The 26,232-nt window shown below is 49.9% G+C and carries 25 protein-coding genes; 17 read left to right on the plus strand and 8 right to left on the minus strand.

The window, feature by feature from the left end:
- The first annotated feature begins 73 nt into the window (after positions 1-73).
- The 3 genes from GQ52_RS09330 to GQ52_RS09340 all read left to right on the plus strand — a co-directional run bounded on the left by GQ52_RS09330 (position 74) and on the right by GQ52_RS09340 (position 2,743).
- Positions 74-1,504 (plus strand): CHASE3 domain-containing protein, encoded by a 1,431-nt coding sequence (locus GQ52_RS09330; protein WP_024929286.1) that lies wholly within the window; start codon positions 74-76, stop codon positions 1,502-1,504.
- A 140-nt stretch (positions 1,505-1,644) separates the two neighbouring features.
- Positions 1,645-2,160, plus strand: a complete 516-nt coding sequence (locus tag GQ52_RS09335) for a BON domain-containing protein (protein WP_024929285.1) — start codon at positions 1,645-1,647, stop codon at positions 2,158-2,160.
- Positions 2,161-2,305: 145 nt separating this feature from the next.
- Positions 2,306-2,743, plus strand: coding sequence for a BON domain-containing protein (locus tag GQ52_RS09340; RefSeq protein ID WP_047517073.1), 438 nt, complete (start codon positions 2,306-2,308; stop codon positions 2,741-2,743).
- A gap of 60 nt (positions 2,744-2,803) precedes the next feature.
- Here GQ52_RS09340 and GQ52_RS09345 read toward each other — a convergent pair whose 3' ends face one another.
- Entirely contained in the window at positions 2,804-3,403 is a 600-nt protein-coding gene (locus GQ52_RS09345) for a lipocalin family protein (RefSeq protein WP_369798326.1), read from the minus strand.
- Positions 3,404-3,522: 119 nt separating this feature from the next.
- On the opposite strand from GQ52_RS09345, the gene GQ52_RS09350 reads away from it, so the two are divergent.
- Positions 3,523-3,966, plus strand: coding sequence for a glycine zipper domain-containing protein (locus GQ52_RS09350; protein WP_047517079.1), 444 nt, complete (start codon positions 3,523-3,525; stop codon positions 3,964-3,966).
- A 44-nt stretch (positions 3,967-4,010) separates the two neighbouring features.
- Positions 4,011-4,451, plus strand: a complete 441-nt coding sequence (locus tag GQ52_RS09355; protein WP_235273109.1) for a bacteriocin — start codon at positions 4,011-4,013, stop codon at positions 4,449-4,451.
- Between the two features lie 38 nt (positions 4,452-4,489).
- Here GQ52_RS09355 and GQ52_RS09360 read toward each other — a convergent pair whose 3' ends face one another.
- The 3 genes from GQ52_RS09360 to GQ52_RS09370 all read right to left on the minus strand — a co-directional run bounded on the left by GQ52_RS09360 (position 4,490) and on the right by GQ52_RS09370 (position 6,663).
- Positions 4,490-5,464 carry a diguanylate cyclase gene (locus GQ52_RS09360; RefSeq protein ID WP_047517085.1) on the minus strand — a complete coding sequence of 325 codons (975 nt, stop codon included), beginning with the start codon at positions 5,462-5,464 and terminating at the stop codon, positions 4,490-4,492.
- A 114-nt stretch (positions 5,465-5,578) separates the two neighbouring features.
- Positions 5,579-5,902, minus strand: a complete 324-nt coding sequence (gene sugE / locus GQ52_RS09365; protein ID WP_019882955.1) for a quaternary ammonium compound efflux SMR transporter SugE — start codon at positions 5,900-5,902, stop codon at positions 5,579-5,581.
- Between the two features lie 44 nt (positions 5,903-5,946).
- Positions 5,947-6,663 (minus strand): pseudouridine synthase, encoded by a 717-nt coding sequence (locus GQ52_RS09370; protein WP_047517088.1) that lies wholly within the window; start codon positions 6,661-6,663, stop codon positions 5,947-5,949.
- 778 nt (positions 6,664-7,441) lie between these two features.
- On the opposite strand from GQ52_RS09370, the gene GQ52_RS09375 reads away from it, so the two are divergent.
- Positions 7,442-8,236, plus strand: coding sequence for an RNA methyltransferase (locus GQ52_RS09375; RefSeq protein ID WP_047517091.1), 795 nt, complete (start codon positions 7,442-7,444; stop codon positions 8,234-8,236).
- Positions 8,237-8,242: 6 nt separating this feature from the next.
- Here GQ52_RS09375 and hslO read toward each other — a convergent pair whose 3' ends face one another.
- Genes hslO through GQ52_RS09390 form a run of 3 tightly spaced genes read right to left on the minus strand, consistent with a single transcriptional unit; the run spans position 8,243 to position 10,337 of the window.
- Complete coding sequence (gene hslO, locus GQ52_RS09380) at positions 8,243-9,115, minus strand: Hsp33 family molecular chaperone HslO (RefSeq protein ID WP_024929277.1); 873 nt, start codon at positions 9,113-9,115, stop codon at positions 8,243-8,245.
- 35 nt (positions 9,116-9,150) lie between these two features.
- A complete protein-coding gene (gene gluQRS / locus GQ52_RS09385) occupies positions 9,151-10,023 on the minus strand; it encodes a tRNA glutamyl-Q(34) synthetase GluQRS (protein ID WP_047517094.1) in 873 nt (290 codons plus the stop codon).
- Between the two features lie 5 nt (positions 10,024-10,028).
- A complete protein-coding gene (locus GQ52_RS09390; protein WP_019882949.1) occupies positions 10,029-10,337 on the minus strand; it encodes a DUF3301 domain-containing protein in 309 nt (102 codons plus the stop codon).
- Between the two features lie 79 nt (positions 10,338-10,416).
- Here GQ52_RS09390 and GQ52_RS09395 point away from each other — a divergent pair, with 79 nt between their 5' ends.
- The 11 genes from GQ52_RS09395 to GQ52_RS09445 all read left to right on the plus strand — a co-directional run bounded on the left by GQ52_RS09395 (position 10,417) and on the right by GQ52_RS09445 (position 25,292).
- Positions 10,417-11,091, plus strand: a complete 675-nt coding sequence (locus GQ52_RS09395) for a hypothetical protein (protein ID WP_024929274.1) — start codon at positions 10,417-10,419, stop codon at positions 11,089-11,091.
- 222 nt (positions 11,092-11,313) lie between these two features.
- The gene (locus tag GQ52_RS09400) at positions 11,314-12,504 is read left to right on the plus strand and encodes an ammonium transporter (protein WP_047517097.1); all 1,191 of its coding nucleotides are present in this window, start codon (positions 11,314-11,316) and stop codon (positions 12,502-12,504) included.
- 506 nt (positions 12,505-13,010) lie between these two features.
- The gene (locus GQ52_RS09405) at positions 13,011-13,442 is read left to right on the plus strand and encodes a hypothetical protein (protein WP_047517100.1); all 432 of its coding nucleotides are present in this window, start codon (positions 13,011-13,013) and stop codon (positions 13,440-13,442) included.
- A gap of 141 nt (positions 13,443-13,583) precedes the next feature.
- The gene (locus GQ52_RS09410) at positions 13,584-16,277 is read left to right on the plus strand and encodes a TonB-dependent siderophore receptor (protein WP_081979335.1); all 2,694 of its coding nucleotides are present in this window, start codon (positions 13,584-13,586) and stop codon (positions 16,275-16,277) included.
- A 60-nt stretch (positions 16,278-16,337) separates the two neighbouring features.
- Entirely contained in the window at positions 16,338-17,561 is a 1,224-nt protein-coding gene (locus GQ52_RS09415; RefSeq protein WP_052179088.1) for an LLM class flavin-dependent oxidoreductase, read from the plus strand.
- Complete coding sequence (locus tag GQ52_RS09420; RefSeq protein WP_047517103.1) at positions 17,561-19,159, plus strand: ABC transporter substrate-binding protein; 1,599 nt, start codon at positions 17,561-17,563, stop codon at positions 19,157-19,159. Before GQ52_RS09415 ends, GQ52_RS09420 begins: the two co-directional genes overlap by 1 nt.
- An 8-nt stretch (positions 19,160-19,167) precedes the next feature.
- Positions 19,168-20,274, plus strand: a complete 1,107-nt coding sequence (locus GQ52_RS09425; protein ID WP_161792009.1) for an ABC transporter permease — start codon at positions 19,168-19,170, stop codon at positions 20,272-20,274.
- Between the two features lie 35 nt (positions 20,275-20,309).
- The gene (locus tag GQ52_RS09430) at positions 20,310-21,152 is read left to right on the plus strand and encodes an ABC transporter permease (protein ID WP_047517106.1); all 843 of its coding nucleotides are present in this window, start codon (positions 20,310-20,312) and stop codon (positions 21,150-21,152) included.
- Positions 21,145-22,962, plus strand: coding sequence for an ABC transporter ATP-binding protein (locus GQ52_RS09435; protein WP_052179093.1), 1,818 nt, complete (start codon positions 21,145-21,147; stop codon positions 22,960-22,962). Before GQ52_RS09430 ends, GQ52_RS09435 begins: the two co-directional genes overlap by 8 nt.
- Positions 22,963-23,008: 46 nt before the next feature.
- On the plus strand, positions 23,009-24,103 hold the full coding sequence (locus GQ52_RS09440) for an LLM class flavin-dependent oxidoreductase (protein WP_047517109.1): 1,095 nt from the start codon (positions 23,009-23,011) through the stop codon (positions 24,101-24,103).
- A 28-nt stretch (positions 24,104-24,131) separates the two neighbouring features.
- Positions 24,132-25,292, plus strand: a complete 1,161-nt coding sequence (locus tag GQ52_RS09445) for an LLM class flavin-dependent oxidoreductase (protein WP_047517112.1) — start codon at positions 24,132-24,134, stop codon at positions 25,290-25,292.
- A gap of 218 nt (positions 25,293-25,510) precedes the next feature.
- On the opposite strand, the gene GQ52_RS09450 is transcribed toward GQ52_RS09445, so the two are convergent.
- A complete protein-coding gene (locus GQ52_RS09450) occupies positions 25,511-26,221 on the minus strand; it encodes a tetratricopeptide repeat protein (RefSeq protein ID WP_047517115.1) in 711 nt (236 codons plus the stop codon).
- Between the last annotated feature and the right edge of the window lie 11 nt (positions 26,222-26,232).

The raw sequence follows: 26,232 nt of genomic DNA on the forward strand, positions 1-26,232 counted from the left end.
TATATTGTGAACAATACACGCAAAAAACGTTACGCCGGATTGCCTGATTTTTCAATCTCTTCACTCAACCGCCATGCAAAAATTCAGAACCTACCTTATCGCCTTGCTTGATCGGCTGGAAAAAATCAGTGATACCTTTGGCGGTAACACGGTGGCTTTGCTCACTGTCAGTCTGATGCTGGCGGCCGCCATGCTGGTGGTGAATGACCGCTTTATTGTCACCACCCGCGAAAAAACCGACGTATTAGCCATGCTCGACCAGTTGCTGCTCGAAACCTGGAAAACCCAGTCCAACCTGGCCGTTGCCGAAAGTGCGCAGCGCGGGTATTTGCTCACGCGCTCAGAAAACTACTTTAAACCCTATGATGATGCGACCAAGCAAATGAGTCAGCATCTACGCAACATCAATAAATTGCTCAACCATACTAACCTGGTCAAACATCCGGTGATACAAACCACCATGAGCGAGCTGGTGAACAGTATTGTGAAGAAGTCTGCTGAAATGAGCGTGACCATTGATTTTGCTAAAAAGCGCCAGTTTGATAAAGCATTGGCAGTAGTCAAGCTGGATTCCGGGATCAAGGAAAGCCGTAATATTGAAGTATTGTCGCGCCAGTTTGAAAAGCTGGTGCTGGATTACCGTGACGAAGTGGCCGATACGCGGGATACGACACGCAAGCTGATGCGCTGGTTTGTCATGGCCTGCCCGCTGATCTTTGTATCATTGGTGGTGCTGGTGATACGCCGCCTGTTACGCGAACTGGCGGAGAAGGCTAATTTATATGTACGCCTGACCGATGAGAACGCGGAGTATGAGCGCAATATTCAGCGCCTGACCACTGCTGTGCAGGGCCAGGCCTTGCAGGCACAAACCAATATTGAACATGAGCGCTATCAATTATCCCGAGAGTTACATGATGAACTGGGTTCTTTGCTGACTGCGATCAAGATGGATATTTCCTGGGCGATCAAGCATGTGAAGGATCAGTTGCCGCAGGTGACCGAGAAGCTCAAAAAGACCAATCAGTACCTGGATCGCAGTATTAATTTTAAACGCGAAATCGTACAAAACCTGCACCCGGCCATGATTAAGAGTTTTGGCCTGATTGCGTCGTTGCAGAACCTGATTGATGAAGCCAGGTCACGTAACCAGTGGCAAATGGATATTATTATGCCAGAGCAGGAAATGGCGATTAACGAGACCGTCAGCCTGATTGTTTACCGTTTGGTGCAAGAGAGTTTAAATAACTGCAGCAAATATGCCAAGGCGACCGAAGTCTCTGTACATTTAATGCATGACGATCAGCATATCAAATTAGAGATCGTGGACAACGGTATCGGCTTTGACCCGGAAAAACTCACCAATAGCACCCATGGTATCAGCGGTATGTGTAACCGTGTAGAGTCGATTGGCGGGCATTATGAAATCACCAGCGCTCCGCAACAAGGCGCCAGCACGCGCGTACTGTTGCCGTATCTCAAGAGTGACCCTTCTGCTGCCTGAGTGCAGCCCCAGCCTCACTGTAGGCCTATTCTGACATGACATTCAGTCGTTGGACGACTGACCTGACACGCGCACCTCATTAATATGGCCACACAAGACAGCAGAACTGTTTTGTGTAACGCGTGAAAAAGGAGACGCTCATGTTAATGTCAAAATACACACAAGCAACAATCTTTGGCGGCCTGTTGGCGACAACCATCACATTAAATGCTTTCGCATTCGATCTACAGGAAGTCCAGAACGGTGAAAAACCCTATCTGGAAGAATTTAACACCCTGGACAAGAATGCCAATAACTCACTGAACTGGTCCGAATTGCAACAGGACAAAGGGGTTAAGCAACAAGATTTCAAAGCGTTTGACCATGATAAGGATGGTAGTTTGAGCTACGACGAATATGCAGAGCTCAAAACACAAACTGGTCAAAAAGCGATCAAAGGCGCCATGTCCGATAGCTGGATTACCACCAAAGTAAAAGCCCGCTTGCTGGAAGAGGAGTCATTGAAGTCCCTCAAAATCAGCGTGGAAACACACAAAGGTGAAGTGCTGATTAGTGGCTTTGTGTCTGAGGCTGCGCTGAAATCCAAAGCCGAGCAACTGGTGGCCAGCGTTGAAGGCGTCAAGTCTGTGAAAAACGCTATCGTGGTAAAAGGCTAATAAACACCCCCTCGCAAGCTACATATTCTCTCCCAAGTGCGTAGCTTGCTTTTTTCTTGCGGCGGGTTGTTCTTCATGTGTTGACTGATTCATCCTCTGTACAACTTGAACAACTCGCCACCTTATGCAACAGAAAGGAAACATCATGAATAAGATGAACCGATATCTGGCAATGAGTACGATGATTGCATTATTAATGGGCGGTAGTGCCAATGCACTGGCTGCGGGTGTGCTAGCCAAAGCTGAGCCCATGTACAATTTTCTGCCTAGCGACACCGTGGTTGATAATGTGAAAAACACCTTGCAAACCAATGGTGTGGATGTGTCCAATATTCAGGTCGATGCCGATGCGCAAGGCGTGGTGCAGTTGAGCGGTGAAGTGGCCTCCAAACAGGATGTGGAAACGGTCACCAAACTGGCCAAGCAGGCCGATGGCGTGTATGCGGTATTAGGCGCATTGCGCTATAGCACGGGTGAAGTCGTGCCAGCGCCTGTGCCAGCAGGGTTGGATCCTGTGATGGATGCGCCCGCGGCAGGGCCTGAAAGTGAGCAGCCAGAAAGCAAACAGATAGACGCGCAATGAACAGAGCGGGAGGGGCAGCCCTCCCGCGCGTTAATCTCCAGTGGATTGACGCGGCAGGAGTTAGTGATGCTGGGGCATCACATGTCGACCGGATTCGTACTCAACCTGGTTGGACTGGCGGATGAACAATAGCTGATCAGTGGCAAATCCAAGTTCTTTGGCTTTGGCCATCAGGTGCTGTTTGATCGGGTAAGTGAGTTGTGGGGTGCGCGACAGTATCCATAAGTAGTCACGACCGCTACTCACCAGTGCATAGTTGTAATAGGGCTGGTCTACTTCGAGGATGTTGTAATCCCCATAAAATGGGCCGAAGAAAGACACTTTAAGGCGGCCAGTCCGGCTGCCATCTGCATTGGCGGGATCGACGAACTTGGCTTTGCCTATGGCTTCACTCCAGTCGTTTTTCTCGGGACTAAATCCACGGTTAATCACTTTGAGCGTGCCATCTGCTTCCAGGCTATAGCTGGCGGTCACCTGTTCCAGCCCTTTTTCAAATGTGTTGTCTAGCCTGGCAATTTCATACCAGGTACCCACATATTGGGTCGGGTCAAAACGGCGTACAATCGCCTGTTCAGCTTGCGGTGGCAAAGGCGCTGAGCAAGCGATTAAGGTGAGTGCAAGCAGCGGTGAACAGAGTAGTGATAAACGGGTAGCTAACATGATGTGAGTGTGTAGATGAAGGATATAAAGCCCGTCATGACTGACAAGACAGTTTAAAATAACATAAATTCAATCAAGGCAACATTCAAGCAAGTAGTTAATTCAAATAAGGGAAGATGATGAAGTTTTTAAAGATATGCAAGGTATGGGGTGTGTTGGCATTGTTATCGACGACAGCGATGGCAGATAATCTGGAAACCGGTCTCGGTGGCGGCGTCGGCGCAGCTGCTGGCACTGCGGTTGGTAGCGTACTCGGTGGCAGTACGGGTGAAGTCATTGGCGGTGCCGTAGGCGGTGGCCTGGGTGGGGCAGCGACGACTGGCCGCGCTGGTCGTACAGGGGCCATTCTCGGTGGTGCCGCTGGCGGCGCAACGGGTGCCATGGTTGGCCGTAAAGTCAGCGGGACCACGACTGGCGCCGTGGTCGGTGCAGGGGTAGGTGGTGCCGGTGGTGCGGTGGTCGGTAAGGTGATTGATGAACCTGATCCATATCAGAGAAGTTACCGCGGTAAAAAAGGCAAAAAACATGGCCACCATCATGGCCGTGGTCATCATCATGATTAAACCCCTGTCATCCCGCGTGAAGCGTTAATCCTGGAGTCACTGCCATGAGAATCTGGATATTATCAGCCAGCCTGTTATGCATGAGTCATATCGTGCAGGCACAAAGTTGCAACAATCAAGCCGTCGGCGCCAGTGGTGTCGGTGGTTTGGCTGGTTCGGCCATTGGCGCAGTGATGCTGGGCCCCGCCGGGGAAGTATTAGGCGGGGCAGTGGGCGGTGCCGTTGGCAGTGTGGTCGCTAACGGCGGCAAGACTCAACCTCATACCATGCTGGGTGGCGCGGTGGGCGGTGCTGGCGGTGCGATTCTTGGGCGTGGATTAGGTGGCGGCCGTTTATTGGCCGTGCTTGGTGCAGGCTTAGGTAGTGCAGGTGGTGCCTGTGTGGCACAGCAGGCCGGGACCGGTAAAACTCACCATGCAGCCAGTGCAAAGAAACGTTCGGCTAATAACGCAACAGCCAAAGCGCAGAAGTTGCTGGGCAGTTAATTCATGCATCGCCTGCGACAAGCTCATTTGATCGCAGGTTATTTTCCCATCAGCGCAGCACTGGCTTTTTTCAGTTGGTACATCATGGTGTCCCCTTCAAGCAACAGTTGATCCACTGATTTTGGTTGCTGGGGATCAAACTCGACGATGCCTTGTGAGAATGATATTTTATAAGGTTGTCGCAGTTGCTGCCGGATCATGTCTAAATGATTGCATAGCCTTTGCGTCACAATATGCGCTTCTTGCTCACGGGTACAGGCGAGCAAGATCACAAATTCATCGCCACCCAGTCGCGCAAAAATATCCGAGCTGCGGCCCATTTGTTTCAGTGCTTTGCCAAACGTTTGCAAGGCACGATCGCCTTCATCATGGCCATAGGTGTCGTTGATGATCTTAAAGTCATTCAGGTCTAAAAACACCAGTGAAGCATGCAATTGGTGACGGCTGAAATAATTGAGGTATTTTTCCGTCAGCATGATAAAGCCGCGTCGATTACTGAGGTCGGTCAGTTCATCCATGGTCGCCAGTTCAATCGCCGCCAGCTCGCTCTCTACCATGGTTGCCAGATCATTGAGGTCTTCTATATCCCTGGCTGGAAACTCCCGTGGTTGCGAGTCAATCAGGCATAAGGTGCCGACTTTAAACCCATGGGTGGTGCGTATTGGCCTGCCAGCATAAAAGCGAATATGTGGCGCAGCCGTCACCAGCGGGTTATCAAGAAACCTGGGGTCTTTGGAGGCATCATTAATGACGAAGGTGTCATTACCTAAAATCGCATGACCACAAAAGGAAATGTCGCGTGAGGTTTCTGAGACTTGCAGCCCCATGCAGGACTTAAACCATTGGCGATTGGTATCGACCAGGCTGACCAGCGCAATCGGTACATTAAACATGCGCGTCGCAATTCTGGTTAACCGGTCAAAACGTTCTTCTGCCTGCGTATCAAGGATGGCGAGCGCGCGTAACACATGCAAGCGCTCTATTTCATTGGCAGGAATAGCTGGTATTTGCAAAGCACTCGATCCTTTGACAGGGATGTTGTAACGATCATACCGCGTTTTTTATGATTTATACAAAAAAATACAACTGTTTTTCCAGGTGAGTTTTTGACAGGCGTAAGGCTGCGCTTATGCTTGTGTGGTCGCGAGTTTTAAACCGATAATGCCCGCCATAATCAAGCCCAGGCTAATGATACGCAAGGCAGATACCGGCTCGTTAAACAGCCAGATACCGCCAATCACCGTCCCCACAGCACCGATGCCCACCCAGACGGCATAAGCCGTGCCTACGGGCAACGATTTGACGCAGAGGCCTAGTAACCAGACACTGATAATCATGGCAAGAATGGTCCAGAATGAGGGCCAGAAGCGGGTGAAGCCATCCGTATATTTCAATCCTATGGCCCAGGCCGTTTCAAACAAGCCAGCAATAACCAGGGTTAGCCACGTCATAAAGTTTCCTTTTTAAGTGATGCGATTCAAGGCTGCAGCGTAAATCAAGACTGGACAGCGATTAAGTCCTCGGCGGACAGCCAGCGCCACTCGCCAGCCGCCAATGTTTCAGGCAATGTCAGTTGACCGATTTTGATGCGTTTCAATGCCTCGACACGGTTGCCAATCGCGGCAATCATGCGTTTGACCTGGTGGTATTTTCCCTCCGCCAGGGTCATGTGTAGCACCGTTGCAGAAATGCTGGTCACCGCCAGTGCCGCAATGGTCTCTTCCTCATCAATCAGTTTGACACCTGCCAGCAAATGTTCAAGGTCGGCTGCACTCAAGGCGTGCTTGCAAGTGACTTCATACACTTTAGGCACATGGTGCTTGGGAGAGCTGACTTTATGAATAAACTGCCCATCATCCGACAGCAGAATCAGCCCCGTGGTGTCTTCATCCAAACGGCCTATGCACTGAATGCCACGCTCCACCAGCGGCTCAGGCAGCAGCGTGTAAATAGTCGGATGGAACTGAGTTTTGTGCGTGCATTCATAATGCGCAGGTTTATGCATCAGCAGGTAGCTATGTTCGCGGTATTGCCAGGCCTCGCCATTGACGGTGAAGTGTAGGGTATCGTCCAGGGCAAATTTGGCGTCCGGGTCATCGCATATTTCACCGTTGACGGTGACTTCTTCGTTGATGATTAAAATGCGGCACATCTTGCGCGTGCCAAAGCCCTGACGGTGCAGGATACGTTCTAGATCTAATGTTTTTGCCATGATGGGATTATACGTGAATTGGAAGTGGGCTTTGGTGTGACTGGGCTTCTTATGTGCTAGAAGGTCATTCTTATGTGGGTCGACTACTGATAGGGAAGTTTTTGCTCGCGATTGTATTGGGTTGTAAGGTTTCTTTTCGCCTTTTCGGCGAGTTACTTTTCTTTGCTTGCACAAAGAACAAGTAACCAAAAGAAATGCACCCCAGCTTCCGCTTGTTCCTTGCGCTACTCGGCTTGCCGGGCGTCCATCGAAACTCGCCCTGGTGGCTTGCACAAAACGCAAGCCACTGCGGAACTCGGACAGCCGATGGCCGAAGACTCCCGCCAACCCTGCGTTGCTCGGCGCGGCAGATGGGGACCCCGAACACCAAGTGACTGCAACCATTAGCGAATTGAAGAAAAAAGAATCTGGTTTTTGAACTGTCCGAACTAAACCAATGCAAGTTAGATGAGACAAATCCCATCCCATCACGCTGAGTAGCGGAAACAAAATAAGAGTAGAGGGAGCGACTGCCTGAGCTCCGCAACAAGCCACGAAGTGTGTGGCTTGTCAGGGCGAGTTTCGTGACCGCTTATTTTGTTGAGCAACGCAAGGGAGCCGCAGGCCGTGATGGCTGGGTGCCCTCTTTTTGGTTACTTTTTTGGGGCAAGCAAAAAAAGTAACTCGCCAATAAGGCGAAAAGAACTTTGGCGGTGTGCAAGTGGTGAATGCCTAAAGAATAACCTTTCTTCCCAATCCCAAAGTCAGCCACCCAAGCAATTCACGTATAATCCCCACTATGGCCTTCAAACACATCACCTCCCGCGATAATCCCGTTTTCAAACAGCTACGCAAACTGCTCGATCAGTCTCGTGAGCGCAGGAAAACAGCGTCAACACTGCTCGAAGGGGTACATTTAATCGAGGCATACTGCCAGACCTATGGTGAGCCGCGCTTGCTGATTATCCCGGAAGGCCATAGTACGGTGGAAGCGACTGGTTTGATTCAGCAGTTGTCTGATGTGGATACCATGCTGCTGCCGACCTTGATGTTTGCCGAGCTGGCGCCTGTGGTGTCTAGCAGTGGGGTGATGGCGCTGGTGGATATTCCGGAACCCGTGCTGCCTGAAAAGGTTGATTTTGCCTTGCTGATTGAAGATATTCAGGATCCCGGTAATTTGGGCAGTATATTACGCACGGCAGCTGCGGCCGGGGTGCAGGTGGCTTACCTGAGCAAGGGCTGTACGGATGCCTGGTCGCCTAAGGCTTTACGTGGCGGGCAGGGTGCACAGTTTGTGTTGCCGGTGGTGGAAGGCGTGGATGCTGTTGAGGTGGTGCACAGTTTTGATGGCCACACGCTTGCCCTGACCATGCAGGGTGAGAGTCTGTATGAGCAAGCCTTGCGTGAGCGGGTGTTGTTTGCGGTGGGTAATGAAGGCGCGGGAATTTCTGCCGCCTTGCAATCCGCCGTTAATACCTGCATCACTATTCCGATGGCGCATCAGGGAACATTGGCGCTGGAATCACTGAATGCCGCAGCAGCGACTGCGGTGGCGCTGTTTGAGTGTCAGCGCCAACGCTTGCTGGCGGATTAACTGTTTTTAGTGCGTGACCTCGTGGTCATCGTCTTCGTCAAATAAGGCCAGCGCTTCCTGCTCGTCGACCACGTAGTGCTTGTTGCAGAAGTCACATTGAATCTGCACGCTGCCTTGTTCTTCAATGATACTGCGTACTTCGGCCATGCCCAGCATTTGCAGCATATTGGTGACGCTGGTTTGTGAGCAACTACAAAATGCTTGCACTTCACGGCCGCTGAACAAGCGCACATCTTCTTCTGCAAACAGGCGCTGCAGCAGGGTGACCGTGTCCAGGTCTAATAACTCCTGTTCGGTGACCGTGCCTGCCAGGTGCTGCACACGGTTCCAGCAATCGAGGTCACTTTCTTGTTGCTGCGGCAATTTTTGCAGCAGCAGGCCTGAGGCGCGCTCGCCATCTGAGGCCAACCATAAACGGGTATCGATTTGCTGTGAGCGCAACATGTAGTTCTCCAGCATGCTGGCGATGTTGTCACCTTCTAGCGGCACAATGCCTTGATAGGGCTCGCCTTCTTCTGGCATCAGCGTAATCACTAATTGCCCTTGTTTGAGCCAGGCGGTCAAGTTGTCGCCATGCAGTTCGGCGCCGACTTTGGCCGTGGCACGGATATTCAGCCCTGAGGTACATTCCACCACCAGTAATTGCAGCGCGCCCTGGCTTTGCAATTGCAAAATCAGTTTGCCCTGCATTTTGAGCGTCGCGGTGAGCAGCACGCTGGCGGCGGTGAATTCGCCTATGGCTTTTTTCAGGGCGGGCGGTAATGACTGGTGCTCAAGCGCGGTCGACAGGCTTTGGTCAAGCTGCACACAGTTGCCACGCACGGCAGACTGCTCAAAAATAAACGGGTGTAATTGGTCTTGGTTACGATCTTGGTTCATGCCGGCATTTTACCATTTGCAGGCAAAACTGATTGTTAAGCGCTGGTAATTTTTGGCAACTGCCAGTGCGTTATCGCCCATTGCCATAGATTTGCCAGCGATAGCGATTGTGCATTTTTCGGCAAGGCTTGTTGCAGAAAAGTGAGTGCGGCGACCAGTGTGTCCACGAGATTGTCTTCAGGTAATGCCGTGGCCAATGTCTGTTTACTCAATTTTTGTCCGTCGGCATTTAATACCAATGGAAGATGGGCGTAGATTGGCGTGGGGTAGCCGAGTAATTGTTGCAGGTAAATTTGCCGCGTTGTGGAATTGAGTAAATCAGCGCCACGTACGACATGCGTCACGCCTTGCAAGGCGTCATCTATCACCACCGCCAATTGATAGCTAAACAGTCCATCGGCGCGTTTAACGACAAAATCACCAATGTCACTCGCCATATGGTGTTGCTGGTGGCCCTGAATGAGGTCCTGAAAGCTGATGGTCTGGGCATCCGTTTGAATGCGCCAGGCCGCGGCCGCACCTGGTTTGGTGGGATGCTGCAAACAGGTGCCGGGATAAATGGCCCCTTCTATGCCGAGCAGCGTGCTGGAATCGGTAATCTCTTTGCGTGAGCAGGTGCAGGGATAGGCCAGGCTGCGCTGGCGCAGTTGCTGCAATACCGTTTGGTAATATTCACTGCGTTGGCTTTGATAAACAACCTCGCCATCCCACACAAAGCCGTAATGTTGCAGGGTATGAATAATCGCTTCACTGGCACCCGCCACGTGCCTGGTTTGATCAACGTCCTCAATGCGCAACAGCCATTGCCCGCCACGACTTTTAGCATCGCAATAGCTGGCAACCGCGGCCACCAGTGAACCAAAGTGCAGTGGCCCGGTGGGCGAGGGAGCAAAGCGGCCAACCACCATGTTGATTACTGTGCAGCGTAGGGTGGAATATGCCAGGCCACCAGCTGTGCGCCGCGCAGTTGCAAATGGCAGGCCATGCGTTCTATGCCCTGGCTGGAGACATCAAAGGTGTAAGTACGCTGCAACTGCATGCGGCCATTGCCATCCCGGGCAAAGCCCACGCGCGAGCAGGCAACGGTTTCGTCTAAAAACTGCAAGTGGCAACGTTCTGCCAGTTGGCGGCCAATCTTTAAAGCCGCCTCGCGTTTGGCCACAGAGTCCATCCAAAACCATGCACCTGCAATTAAAATGGCCAATAAAGCCCATTCAGCCATTGTTGTTCTCCCGTAAAGCGATCATATGTTTCAGTGTATGATGTTTCAAGTTCATATTCCTATATCAGTGCAACCTGTCATGAGTTCAAGTCGCGAAGCAGACGCTATTCAAGCCTATTATAATTTATTGCATGGCAAGGGGGCGGATGCCGCCATTATGGCGCAACGCGATGCCTTGCTGGCCGAGTTAAGTCCTTTGCTGGCAGATCAGGAGTGTACCAGCACGGCCTATCGCCAGGCGGTTGATGATTGCCTGAACGATAAACCGGCACAACGTTGGCCTGAGTTGCTCACCATTATCCGTGAGTTCTACCCATTCTGGCGCGGGGATGTGAAAGCCGTGATGCAATATGCAGAGTCGGTTGGCTTTGAGTTGCACCCTATCGGCTGGCAGCCGGCCGTGATCGATTTACAGTCCGTCTGGCCAGCGTTGCAGTCTGAAAAATTTGAGACTTCAGAGTTGTGGGCGCTCAATGGTTATGTCAAAGCGCTCAAGTCTATGGAACACAAGCAGGAAATGGATATTGAACTGCGCACGCGGATGGCGAAACTGATGTTGTTACGCCTGCGAGAAGCTCCCTTGTCTGAAAAGAATGCCTTTCGTATCACTGCTGATGCAACCTTGCCGTTGTTTAACCTCAAAAATACCCGTCACCTGTTTTTAAATGCTGTGCGCGAGTTTTATTATTTTTGGGCGGCACATCCTGATGCGGTTGAAATGCTCAAACAGTTGCAGCCGCCAGAAATCATGTAAAATTGCACCAAAAATGTGCAGTGCACTTTTGTTGGTTCATTTTTGGTGCAATTTCGCGTAGTCCTCAAAGTAAGTTCCTTTAAAATCAATCACATAAAAATGGTCTGATATTTGCTTTAGCCATGCGCATTAAATTGGTGCGCATTTTAATAGTGCGTATTCAATATAAGGCGTGCCATCAGGCAAAACGCCAACTTTCACCACTATTAGTCGGAGAGCGAAATGGAAGCATTAGTGTCAGCGAATGACGTCTTGTTTGTATTGCTTGGAGCCATTATGGTGCTGGCAATGCATGCCGGATTTGCCTTTTTGGAGGTCGGCACTGTACGTCAAAAAAACCAGGTCAATGCCCTGGTCAAAATCATGGTGGATTTTTGTGTGTCTACCATCGCCTATTTTTTCATCGGTTACAGCATTGCCTATGGCATTAATTTTTTCAGCGGCGCCGATGTATTGGCCGCGAAAAGTGGTTATGACCTGGTTAAATTCTTTTTCCTGTTAACCTTTGCCGCGGCTATCCCGGCGATTGTCTCTGGCGGCATTGCCGAACGCGCCAAATTCAATCCGCAAATGGCTGCCACCTTTCTCATCGTCGGTTTTGTCTACCCGTTTTTTGAGGGCATCGCCTGGAATAATCATTTCGGTTTTCAAGACTGGTTGAAAGCCAGTTTTGGCGCAGGCTTTCATGACTTTGCCGGTTCAGTCGTGGTGCATGCCATGGGCGGCTGGATTGCACTGGCGGCGGTTATCCTGCTCGGCGCACGTACTGGCCGTTATACCAAAGACGGCCGTCTGCATGCCTATCCGCCATCAAATATCCCTTTCCTCGCTTTAGGTGCCTGGATACTTACGGTTGGCTGGTTTGGTTTTAATGTCATGTCTGCACAATCCATACAAAACATCTCAGGCCTGGTGGCGGTTAATTCCCTCATGGCGCTGGTCGGCGGCACACTGGCCGCTCTGGTGCTGGGTAAAAATGACCCCGGTTTTGTACATAACGGACCTCTGGCGGGGTTGGTGGCCGTGTGTGCTGGCTCTGACGTGATGCATCCGCTAGGCGCATTAGTCACCGGCGCCGTTGCCGGCACATTGTTTGTGTGGGCATTTACCATGACTCAAAACCGCCTGAAGATTGATGATGTACTGGGTGTCTGGCCGCTGCACGGCCTATGCGGCGCCTGGGGCGGTTTGGCGGCCGGTATTTTTGGCTGTTCTGCTTTAGGCGGCATGGGCGGTGTCAGCTTTATCAGTCAACTTATCGGCACACTTACAGGCGTCGTCATTGCACTGGTCGGCGGCGCCATTGTGTATGGCCTGATCAAAAAAACGGTAGGTATTCGGCTGGATGCCGAGTCAGAATTTGACGGCGCAGATTTGAGTATTCATAAGATTCCGTCAGTGTCGGGTGATTAACCTTTTATATGGTGTGACGACATAAATCGCTCAGTCTATGAGCATTTTTAAATAAAAAGGCCCTGAACCAATGTTCGGGGCCTTTTTGCTATCTGGTGTTTGCTTTAAGTTTAAATATCCTCCATGACCAAGCGTGCTGCGATGTTTTTTTGTAGCACTGCTTCATATCAGTCACCCGTTAAGTGGTGACTACACAGCAACATCCCCACTTCTACAACGCATGTTGATTTTAGATAAAACAAGGACTGTCGCGGTTGTCTGGCATATATATTGCGAATTAATCACTTGTCAATGAATGATTTGGCTGAGATGTTTTAACGATAAAGCATCCGTGGGCCAATTTGTCGTTGATTGACCTCAAAGAGAATGAAATTTCAGCATGTTTTAACTGTTAATTTACAAACAGTATGTTTGTACTGAGGCAAAAAAATGCGCATGAATAAACATTACTTTTTTAAAAGAAATTTCAATTGCAAATCAAAACTAAATAATAAAGCGCAGGTGACATGGTGGACGACCAAGAATACGAAAAACTCAAAATAACGGCTTATCAAATTATCAAAGAGTCAAAAAATGTAGATCAAATCAAGCAGGCGTTAGCGTTTATCTTGCCAACAGCGCATCAGATGGCCATAGACGAAACAGCCAAGGTGTTGGGCTTTTCCAACAATTGGGTTTCACAGTTGCGCTCACGGTTTTTACATGGAAAACCCTTAAAACATGCATCTCGCGGCGGGCGGCATCATGTGGTGATGAGTGCTGAGAAAGAGGTTCAGTTTGTTACACGGTTTAGAGAAAAGTATCCATTAAACAATGAGATAGATGCGAAGGTTTTAAAACAAGAACTTGAGCAATACCTGACGAAAAAGATTTCAACGTCGTATGTGTATAGCTTTATACGACGTAATAAAGCCCTGTTGAAACCGGAAGAAAATTAATCATGCTTTTGAGACATTCTTTTTGATTTGTAAATCGTTTTAAAAAATGCTTGGCACGTGAATTGCCATCTCCCTTATCAAATTTAAGGCAATTGGAAAAATTGCAATCGTCGGTTTTATAAAACGTAATAAGGGAAGAGCATGTTAGTCAAGAAGAGGCGTTCAATCGCATTCAAGCAGTTAATTACCAGTGCAACCATTTTTAATTTTATCGCTACAAGCAGTGCATTCGCCGAGGTGCAAGAACCAGAAACCAATATTAATGAAGCCACAAGTAAGCAGTCAGTCGAATTAAATAGCGAGAGTATTGAAGAAGACAATACGAGTGCAGAATCAGATAGCGAGTTGGGCGCGGTGGTTGTGAAACGCAAAAAGATCAAAACCGTTTTACCAAAGCGACCTAGCTCGTCAGTCTACGGTACTGAAACAACCGTATTGGATACCACACGCTCTGTGTCTCAGATTTCAGCAGAACAACTGGAGCGAGACCCGATCAAAACCGCGGATGATTTGGTGAAGTATGCACCAGGGATCACCAGAAACGGTGGGCAGAATGTGTCTATTGCGCCGTTAATCCGCGGTCAAAACTCAGAAATATTCCAGGATGGCCAGCGTACTTACAATGTCCGTCATCCGTTCAACCTGAATGCATTTGAGTCGGTCGATATTGTCGCAGGGCCGCCTTCACAAGTATTTGGCCCTAGCTCGCGCAGTGGCGGTTATGCAAATTACATCAGCAAAAAACCTGATTTTGACAAGCAACGTAGCCAAATCAATGTTCAACTCGGTACTTTGATCCCCAGTGGTGATTCTTACTTTTCCGGCAAAGTGACATATGACACGACTGGTCCGATCAATGACAGGGTCGCTTACCGCGTCAGTATTACGCCACAACGATCGAATGATTATTACAAAAATGTCAGCAACGACTTTAATTCAGTCTATGGTGCTTTAGCTTTCAAGCCTACGGACAACGTCCGTATTGATTGGAACGCCAGTTACGATGACTATTATGACTTCAATGTGACGCATGGCTGGAACCGTGCGACACAAGATTTAATCGATAGCGGTAAGTATTATGCAGGCCGAGCCACACCGATTATTAGCAAGGTGGTGGGCGGGGTGACGCAATACTACTCACCCGTTTACGCCAATGGCAGCTATAACTCACAGGTCGTCGGCTGGCAGCAACGTACACGAAATGCGCAAGGCCAGTTTATCGCCGGGGCAGCAGTCGCCGCGCCATTCACGACCTCTGGGCAAGCAGGCACGGTACGCGGCTGGGTATATGATCCAACGCTTGCCGGTAATGGCCTTACTTCAGTCTCCAGAAATGACTTCTCAAACCCGGATGATGAAAACACCGCCAAACGTGGTACCTCACAATTAAAGATCGCCATAGACCTCAATCCGAACTGGTCTATTGTCAATAGTAGCTTCTTCCAGTATTCAAAAGACACCACCAACTCCATCGGGAGTTTCCTGGCGCAATTTGAAGACAAGATCTTTGATAACCGCTTTGAGTTGCGGGGAAAAACCAACTTCAACTTGTTTGGTTTAGACATCCAGGACAACAGCAATACCGGTTTTTCGATTCGTCATGAGCGCTTTAAAACACTGGCAGCGAATAACAGTTTTACCGTCGCACCTTATGACTTAACTGCACCACTGTCACTTAAAACACCAGCCGGTTTATATGGTTTGCCTGTGACGGGTGATTCTGGCTCCTGGATTGGTACGGCAGGTGTGCCTCAACTGTCTAGTTATTTTGGCTATTTGAACTTGCCAAGAATGTATCCGGCTGGTGATGGCTTGTATGCCGAAGTAGGGGGCTCTCCTGCCAGTGGTGGTGCGGTGTATACCGGTGAAGGCAGTTGGACCAGCAGCTCCTTTTTTACACAGCAAAATATCGCCATTAATCAGCGGGTCGGATTTAACTTAGGCTTAAACACTACCCATATTAATGCCAAGATCAAGAATCCTTTGGTGGTCGCGGCAGGGCAAGAACGTAGTGATGAACAAAACTTCTGGCTACCTAGCGTGCAAGCTTCTGCCTATTTCAAGCCGCTGGATAACACCACCATTTATTACACCTATGATCACTCCTATGCATTAAATACCGGTGGTTTTGCCGATGTGCTGACATGGGCGCCTTCTGGCAATACCCTGAATCCTTTGGCTTTTCACAGCTTAAGCGAGTTGCGTGAAGTTGGGATTAAGTCTGAGCCTATTCCTAACAAATTATTCATCTCGTTGGCCGGCTATCGCCAGACACGTGACCTGAGTCCGGATACCACAGGCAAAATGACTTACCTGGAAGTGAAAGGCTTGGAATCTGCCATACGTTTCCAGGCGACTGATCGTTTGAGTTCGGGTGCAAACCTATCAGTGATTAATGCCAAATATAGCAATATCTCCTACCCTTCAGGCTTCTTCTCGCCAGTCGGGTTTGTGGCTGACAATGCGACCGTGTTTGCCGATGGCAACTCGTTAACGAGAGCGACGGCCCCAGGCTCTATCACTGCGCCTGCCATTCCCAAATACTCTGTGAATGCATTTTTGGATTATCGCCTGCCTTCTGGCTTAGGCGCTGAGCTTGCAGGCTGGTGGACCAGTAGCTGGTATACCAATATTGCACGCACAGTCAAAGTGCCGAATGAATATAACCTGAATCTGACGGTATATTACCGCCAGCCTAAATGGGATGGTTCTATCCGCTTCTTGAATATCACCAATCAAAAGAATTATGTGACGGGTTTAACTGGCGGCACTTCCGAGTTTATTACCCCAACAGCCCCCTTCGCGATTCAGGCGACCTATGCATACCGTTTTTAAGGTTGCGCCAAGGTCAATATTGATTGTGAATGATTCATTAGTTTAGTAAGAGGAATACAAATGGCAGTCAAAATTTTATGGTATCTCACTGCTCCCGATGGTCCCGTGCCATGGGAGGCCGATGGTCGCTGGAACACTGGGTTCGAGCACTTACAGCAGTTGGCAAGCACCATTGATAAATTAGGGTTTTACGGGGCATTGCTTGCCACCGGGCAGGATGAGGTGCATACCTTAACGGCCTCGATGCTGGCGACCACCAAACGCATGAAGTTCGTCGCTGCTGTGCATCCTGGCCTGATCGCCCCCGCCAAACTGGCTCAAATTGCGCAGACCATAGATCGCTTCTCTGGTGGTCGCCTGATTTACAACGTCATTAATGGTAATGACAGTGTGTTGCCATCACTGGGTTTTCATATCAAACATGATGAACGCTACCAATTCAGTTATGAGTACTGGGATGCTTTCAGCAAAGTGTATGCGGGCGATAGTAGTGGCTATGACGGCAAATATATCAAAATTGCGCCTAAGCCATCGCCCTTGGTCACACCTAACCGCGGCCAGTTCAGCCAGCACTTGCCTAGCATTCCGCTATGGGGGGCTGGCACCTCAGCACCAGGGGTAGAGCAGGCAGCCAAATTGCTGGATGTCTATCTCAGCTTTGCCGATAAACCGCCTGCCTTAGGCGAGAAATTTAAACGCGTAGGCGCTGAGGCAGAAAAGCATGGCCGGAAACTCACTTTTGGTACCCGGTTGCAAATTATCGTACGCGAAACCGAAGAGGAGGCCTGGGAGTATGCACAATATTTAGTCGACCGCACCTCAGTGCAATATGCAAAAGATTGCATCATCAGGCAGTTGCCGCCGGGCGAAACCTTTGAAACTTTCAAGAGTGACAATCCTCAGGTACAAAAAAATATTGAGGCGGTCAGGGCAGGTTATCTGCCAAAGGCCAAAGATTACGAAATCTATCCTAATGTGTGGACTGGGCCTGCTTTGCATGGCTTTAACATCGTTGCGCCGTTGTCGGGCACCACCCTCGTCGGCAGTGCAAAAAATGTGGCGGCCAGAATTAAAGAGTTTGAGGCAAATGGTACGCATGCCTTTATCTTATCTGGTTGGCCATTGATCGAAGAGGCGCATCGTGTCGCAGATTTGTTGTTCCCGCTTTTAGATTTAGATCATGGTTTTGAAGTGCCGGTGTTATCACCGGTACGTCGATCAAGCTACCCATTGCGAGGTGATCGCACTGGCGATGCTGAATTGAACCAGCAGGAGGCAGCATAATGGCTAGCGAATTATCAAGAAGAGGTTTTTTGATTCAAGGCGCGGCATTGGGCGGCAGCTTACTCCTGGGTGGCGGCTTGCTTTCTGGTTGCCAGGACGATAAAGCGGCCACCGGCCACCGTGCATCTGTACAGTCCACCACCCCTCAATATGGTGGCAGGCTACGCATGGGCATTATTGATGGCAGCAAGGCCGGCGATTTAGATGCACACAAGCCGACCACGGCAAGTGCCATTATTCGTGGTTTCGCGCTCTACAGCAAGTTGTGGGAGTGGAGCGAGCACATGACACCGGATCTGGCTTTGGCCGAAGAGGTTGAAGTCAATGATGATGCGACATTGTGGACCATTCGTCTGAAAAAAGACCTGGAGTTTCATCACGGTAAAACCATCACGGCAGATGATTTGATTTTCTCAACCCGGCGGTTGTCTGACCCTGAGCTCGCCTCACCATACCTCGGTTATGTGAAATGGATTGACAGGGACAACCTGGTCAAGCTGGATGAGCGCACTGTGCAGATTCCAATCAGAGGGGGCACTGGCTTATTGTCATTGCCAGATGCTTGGGTGAACTTCGGCGGCATTGTCCCGGTTGACTATCATCCGGTGACCAATCCGGTGGGCGCCGGTCCCTTTAGGCTCAAAGAGTTTGTACCGGGACAGCGTTCTGTCTTTACGCGATTCGAGAATTTCTATAAGTCTGGACAGCCTTATCTGGATGAGTTGGAAATCATTGATTTTAAAGATGAATATGCACGTATTTCCGCACTATTAAGTGGCCAGATTGATATGGCCAATGGCGTGGCGCCTGAGCAAATAACAGCCTTGAAGCGTCATGAGGCGATTCAGGTCATTACCAATCAAACGCATGGCTTCCAATCCATAGACTTGAATCTCAGCCTGCCGCCATTTCAGGATGATCGTGTCCGCCAGGCATTTAGACTCATGATTGATCGCCAGGAAGTCATTGATCGTGCTCTTGCTGGTCAAGGGCGGATCGCCAATGACCTTTACGCGCCTTTAGATCCCACTTTTAATAGCGCGATCCCGCAGCGTCAATACGATCCAGAGCAGGCGCGGTCACTGATCAAGCAGGCGGGCTATGAAGGCTTAACGGTAGAGTTAACGGTGGGGCCGGGGCTCTCTGCAGTTGCGGGCGGTTCCCCGGTGGCACAAGTGTTTGCCGCGCAAGCGAAGAAAATCGGGGTCAATATTAAGGTGAATCAGGTCGATGCGGCTACTTTTGGCGGACCAAAGCGTGCAGATTGGCAGCTCAGTTGCAATAGCAAACTTGGCGGTAGTTTTCTGCACACCGCGGCCACCGTCGACAGCTTTCTTTCCAGCGCCAATAAAACACACTTTGCCGATGAACGGTTTGATGCGCTCTTCAGGCAGGCGATTTCCACCAAAGACCTTGAGAAGCGTACGCCATTGGTGCATGAAGCCCAGCAAATCCAGCATGAGAAAGGTGGGCTTATTATTTGGTCCTATGTGAATACGCTGGATTTGGCCGCTAAACATGTGGGCGGTCTGACGCCTGAACGCTCACATTTTCCCACCTGGCGTTTTGATAAGTTATGGCTGAATCAATCGGTGTAAATCACGCTATGCAAAATTTAGAGCTCAAAGATTTTTCATCTGTCACACCTGCGCGGATCTCGTTGCCTGCAAAAGCTGGCCCCATCGCCCTGGGGCTGGCTGAGGCAGCAGAACACACCGGCCCGCCGCCCAGCCATGTGCGCAAAAAAAGCATTGTTTCTGCCAACTTGTTAAAGTGGATCGTCAAGCGCACTCTTTCAAGCATTCTGGGTTTGTTTGCAATCTCCATCCTCGTATTCGTGGCCACACAGGCGCTCCCTTCTGACCCTGCGCGCGTCATTCTCGGGCCAGAAGCTTCTGAAGAGGCGATTCAAACACTGCATCATCAATTAGGGCTGGATCAATCGTTGGCTGCGCAATACGGCCACTGGATAAAACCGGCGCTGTTGGGCGATTTCGGCATTTCAATCGACTCCAAGATGCCTGTGGTCGACCTGATTGCAGGCAAGGTGAAAAATACCCTGATTTTATTAGGCCTCACGTTGCTGGTATTAATCCCGGCTGCATTCACGCTCGGTATCTATCTCGCCTTACATAAAGATGCCTTATTGGACCGCCTTACAATCTCGTTTCTTATCTTTGTGAAAGCCGTGCCCAGTTTTGCTATCGCTTATGGCCTGGTGATGTTGCTTTCAACCCTGGTGTTCAATCTGTTTCCGGCAGTTTCCTTAATTCAAGCCAATCAGCCCCTCTGGAGTCAGTTGCAGTTTATGGTGTTGCCTATGTTGACGCTGGTCTTATCCAGCCTGCCTTATTTGGTGCGCTTGATCAGAGGCTCTCTCATTGAAGTACTGCAGTCAGACTTTATTATTTCTGCTCACCTAAGAGGCCTCGATAAAAAACAGATCATCTGGAAATATGCCATTCCCAATGCAGTGATTCCTGCCATTCAAGCCATTGCCTTAATTTCTAGTGTGCTATTGGGAGGCGCGTTGGTCGTCGAGGTGGTGTTTGCCTACCCAGGCATTGGCAGTGCTTTAAATGCTGCGGTGGATATTCGGGATATTCCCGTGATCCAGGCTGTGGTTATATTTTTAGCCTCGGGCGTGATGGCCATCAATCTGCTGGCTGATGTGGTGACCGTGCTATTAACCCCCAAGCTCAGAACCGCTTGAGTTCATGACAATCGAGTCCTTTTAAGAGCCCCACCATGCGCGCAATCAAACAGTTTTTTGCCACCAGTAACAGTCAAATTAATTTGGGGCTGTTCCTCACTACATTTATTTTATTGTTATCCATCTTGGGGCCATGGCTGTCGCCTTACCAAGCCCAGGAAATGGTGGGAGCAAGATATAGCTTGCCGCAAACTGGTGTCCTGTTGGGGACTGACTACCTGGGGCAGGATGTCCTGTCCAGGGTTTTGCATGGCGGCATATCTATTGTCTGGATGTCGCTGGCCTCTTCCTTATTGGGCCTGTTTCTCGGCGTGATATTAGGGTTGATTGCTGGCTTTTTCAAACACAGGATTGACCAGGTCATTATTTGGGTCGCCGATATTTTCCTGGCGTTCCCGCATTTGATTCTGGTGTTGCTGGTGGTTTCGATGCTAGGCCGTGATAAATGGTTAATTGCCATTACTGTCGCCATTGCGTTTGTTCCTGGTGTGATTCGGCTCACCAGGGGGCTGGCTTTATCGATTTCAAAGCATGAGTACATCGAAGTCGCAGAAATGATGGGTTACCCGTACCACCAAATCCTGCTGCGGGAAATTTTACCCAATATTTTAACGCCACTATTAATTCATCTGGGCACCATGCTGTCATGGTCAGTCGCATTGCTCTCCGGACTGAGTTTTCTGGGCTATGGCGTTGCACCGCCTGAGGCTGACTGGGGGCTGATGGTGAATGAAAATAAAGGCGGGCTGCAGATTCAACCCTTCTCCATTTTGATCCCGATATTATTCATCGCACTCTTTGCATTGGGGGCTAATTTGCTGGCTGAAGGCTTCGGTAGAAAGTTCTCAAGAATTAGTGAGTCAAACAAACATGCATAGTCGTCTACAGCTGCAGTCCACCCCTAGTGTGGCCATCGAGGTTAACAACCTCGGTGTGAGTTTAATCGATGGCACTACCATTGTCTCCGAGATCAGTTTTTCTGTGCTTGAAGGGCAAATACTTGCCTTGGTCGGGGAGTCAGGCTCGGGCAAAACCACGATTGCAACCGCCTTGCTGGCGCATACCCGTCAGGGGGCAAAGATCTCGCAGGGGGAGGTGAACGTCGCCGGGCTGGATATCTTGAAACTGGACGAAAATGCTTTACGCCGGGTGAGGGGCAAGCAGGTCAGTTATGTCCCGCAAAATCCATCTACTGCGTTAAATCCGTTAATCACGATCAAAACGCATTTAGAGGATGTGCTTAAAACGCATGCGCCGACATTGGCCGCCGCGCAGCAACAGGCGAGAATCATCAATACTTTAAAAGACGTAGAGCTCTCGCACGACCATGCATTTTTGAATCGCTATCCGCACCAGCTCTCTGGTGGACAACAACAACGGGTGTTGTTAGTGCTGTCCTTCATTACCAGGCCCCGTGTGATTGTACTGGATGAGCCCACGACGGCGCTCGATGTGACGACTCAGGCCAAAGTGTTGCTGACAGTGAAAAAACTATGCCAAAGTTATGGTGTTGCCGCGATTTATGTGTCGCATGATTTGGCTGTGGTTAAAAAAATCGCAGACCATGTCATTGTTTTATATGGTGGTCGCATTGCGGAAAAAGCGACGGCGGCTGATGTGTTCTCGCATCCACAGCATCCTTATAGCCAGGGCTTAATCAGTGCAATCCCTGATATTCACCTGCGGGCGATTCCCATGCCGATTGTGGGCAATGCACCTTCTCTGCAGTCCCGGGCCAAGGGCTGCGTATTTGAACCCAGATGCAAGCTGGCGACATTGACATGTAAAACCATCGTTCCCCCGTTAGACAAGATCGATACTGGCGATGATCATGTCGTGGCGTGTCACAACCTCTCGAGGCAAACGGATCCGTTCAGCTTCAACCATCACACCGAAACGCTTAAATCACGAGTGATTCAGTTGGGTACGCAACCGCCACTTTTAGAGGTTAAGCATTTATTTGCCAGCTACGATGGTAAGCAGGTGTTAAAAGACGTTTCATTCCATTTGAAAAAAGGCGAGTGCCTCGCGTTGGTCGGTGAGTCTGGGTCAGGTAAAACCACCATTTCGAGAGCAATTGCCGGGCTTAACGCCAATGCGGCTGGCGGTTTGTATTTCAAAGGCCAGTCGCTTGCACTTGCCGCAAGAAGCCGCTCTGCAGCGATTAGCCATCAGATTCAGTACATTTTCCAAAATCCTTATCAGTCATTGAATCCCAGGCAAACGGTGAGGCAAACCCTGTTAAATACGGTGCGCCATTACTTTCCAGACAAGCTAAAAGACAGTGATGAAATCATTACCGCTGCACTGATACGCGTAGCACTGGACCCTGGCTTAGCCGACCGGTTTCCCAAGGAGTTATCTGGTGGTGAGTTGCAACGGGTGTCGATTGCAAGAGCGCTGGTATGTGAGCCCAGTTTACTGATTTGTGACGAGATCACGTCTGCCCTGGATGTTTCAGTGCAGGCAGCGATTCTAGAGCTGATCAAGTCATTGCAAAGGAATGGATTATCCATTGTTTTTGTGACCCATAACCTGGGCATTGTGCGTTCGATTGCAGACCGCGTGCTGGTCCTGAAAAATGGCGCCGTGGTGGAGTCTGGTGAAGTTGATACTTTGCTTGACCAGCCACAGCAGCCCTATACCCAAGAGTTAATCAACGATTCACCGTCTATCGTTGATCTTTAATATCAATCTTTAATCATCAAAATAAGACATTGAAAGAGAGCGTTTTATGCCGGTAGAGTTTGTTGGCGGGCTGTTCCCCAGAAATCAGTTAGCCCCCGTGGCCGCGAATAGAGGGAAAATTGACCTTGAGTATTTACGTGATCTCGCGAGAGCGCATGAACAGGCAGATTTTGATCGTGTACTCATCGCTAATGGCGGCGGCGATCCTTTATTTTTAGCAGCGTATGCCGCAGCACACACTGAAAAGCTGGGCTTTATGCTGGCTCATCGTCCTGGCTTAGTCCCGCCCACACTGGCGGCCAGGACATTTGCCACCTTGGACCACACCACGGGTGGCAGAATCCGGCTGCATACGGTCACCGGTCATGCGCCCGAGCCTGAGCACGGGGAGCATCTAGTAGATAAGGCCGCACGTTATGAACGTGCGGGAGAGTACCTGGAGATTGTGAAGCGTACCTGGACCTCTGAACAGCCTTTTGATTTTGATGGTAAATACTTTCAGATTAAAGGCGGCTTCTCGCCAATTAAACCGGTGCAACAGCCATATATCCCAATTTCATTAGGCGGGTCTTCAGACGGGGCATATGAAGTTGCTGTTCAGCACACGGATTTATATGCGCTATGGGCTGAGCCGCTGCAAGATATTGATGCGCGGATCAATAAGCTGAAAGCATATGCCAGCAAAGCGGGGGTCGCCGCCCCTCGGGTAAGTATGTCGGTACGCCTGATTATTGGCGCGACAGAAGCATTGGCCTGGGAAAAGGCCAATCATATTGTGGCTTCATTAAAGCAACATTACCAACCTAATCCTTTCACCAGTGCCCGTGGCAATAGCGGCGGCGCTGAGCGCCAGCTTGCCATTGCACAAAAAGGTGATGTACATGATAAAGCCCTGTTTATGGCGACCTCTACGGCCATCGGTGGTGGTACAGATTCGACATCCCTCGTCGGCACACCAGACACAATTATTGAATCGCTCTTGGCCTATTACGATCTGGGGGTGACGACTTTCCTCAATCGTGGCTATGACCCGTTGTATGACGCGATTGATTATGGCCGTTACATTATTCCTGCCGTCAGAGAAGAGGTGCGCAAGCGGGAAGTAGCCAAACAGGCTGCAGCGAAAGTGGTTGGTTTATAAGCAACGCGAACAGGATAGAAAAATAAACATGAGTGATACTTTATATTTCACGCGTTTACCTTTGCATGGGGACACGCAATATTTGCCAGGAGATCCGAGAAATCGCGGTGACTGGCATAGAGCGCCGGGTGAGGGCACAGGTGCCGTGTCTGAGTTTGATGTTGAAGATGATTTTAGCTATATCGATTATTTATCGCAGATTGCACGTGCGGCCGAAATCAACCGCTTTGATGGCGTGCTGATGGTGAATGCACCTGGTGGTGAGGAGCCGTGGACAGTGTGTTCACTACTGGCAAGAGAAACGCGTCGCTTGAAATTTGTGTCGGCCTTCCAGCCATATCATTTTTCACCCTGGGCGGCGGTGCAAATGGCGGCTACCTACCAACGTGCCAGCCGCAATAGATTGGTGTGGAATATTATCAATGGCGGTTCTGAAGTGGTGCAAAAACAAGTGGGGGATAACACCCCACATGACGATCGTTATGAACGGGCAGATGAGTTCTTGCAAGTGGTGAAAGGCTATTGGAATAATGAGTCATTCCATTTTAGCGGCAAGTATTATTCAGCCGATGGCGGTGGCAGAAAGGGCGCGCACAAAAAAGCGGCTTTACCGCTGATCTGCACCGCCGGTTCGTCTATTCCCGCCCGTGAGTTTGGCGCTAAGCATGCAGATTATTATTTGATGCGTGCTGAAACCCCAGCTGAAATTTCTGCCCTGATTGCGGATGTCAAAAATAGAGCCAAACAATATGGCCGTGAAGAGATCCGTTTTGGGTTATCTATTGATGTGATTGCAAGAGCCACAGAAGAGGAAGCTTTTGCAGAGGCTAGAAGATTCTTTGATGACGGGATTCAAACCAAAGCTGCCAAGTCGGTGGCTGCTCATGCCGGACTGCGCTCAGCAAGGCGTTTGAGTCATGAGTATGACTATTTGAGTGAAGAAGAAAAGCGCTTTGAGGATTTCTTTATTCATCCCAATGTGTGGTCTGGTTTTGGCTACATCGGCATTCCGCCTGGCTGCGCGATTGTCGGTAGCTATCAAAATGTGGCGAAACGCATACAGGAGTATCAAGACCTTGGGATTTCAATGTTTTTTCTGGCGGGCTATCCGCATCTGGAGGAAACCTACAGATTGGGCGAGCATGTGTTGCCATTATTAAAGCGCAGGCAGCAGGGGGGTGAGGATTGAGCGATCTGTCACGTCTCAGGAGTCGCTATATTTTTAAGGGTAATCAGCGGCCCTGGTGATACTGACTGATTGCATACGCGCCTGAACCAACAAAAAGGCCTGCCACTTTTGATGACAGGCCTTTTGTTTGCAGCGTCTTGGGGCTGTGAGTGATATTTGTGATACCAATCACAACCTACTGCAAAACGATGTACATTCACGCGTTTGGCTACAAATGATCAGAGTAGTAGCGCCAGCGAGAGAAATTTCAATATTGCACTTAACGCACTAGACCCTTGCTTTTTGGCTGGTTGCGCATCGACGATGACCACTTCATCTGCTGGTGCAGCGGGCTGGCTGCTTTGATATGCCAGACCGTATAAATATTTACCTTTCTGCTGCAAGGTGGCTGGTGGCGGTTGGTTGGCGGCAGACGCTTGTGCGATGACCTGCGGCTCATTTTTACCGGCGGCCACCGACATTTCTAATAACGCCAGGTTATTTTGGGCTTTGAGGTACTGGCTATCCAGGGCAATCGCATCCTTAAGCGCTTTTTCCGCTTTTGCATAATTTTGTTGCTGCATATAGGCAAAGCCCAGGTTGTTATCGTTTTTGGCGCTCGGTTCAACGCTGACCAGTTGTTCCAGCGCTGCAATCGCTTCATCGGTGCGATTGTGGCGCATGAGCAGGGCGCTCAAGTGTTGCAGGCTGGCAATATGTTGCGGCTCCAGGTGCAACGCTTTTTGATAGGCGACCACCGCCATGTCGGTATTGTTGAGTCGTTCGTAATTCAAGCCTATCTGGTCGTAGTCAGCGGCTGAGCTGGCGGAGACCAGTTCGATATTTGTCGTGGGCTTGATTTGGAACGAGGCCTGTTTTTCATCACGGATCTGGTGGGCGCATCCCAGTGCCAGCAGTGAAGAGAAAATCACTATATAGGTTAAATGCATCGCAGTTTCCT

This window comes from Methylophilus sp. Q8 (assembly GCF_000800115.1).
Classification (GTDB): Bacteria; Pseudomonadota; Gammaproteobacteria; order Burkholderiales; family Methylophilaceae; genus Methylophilus.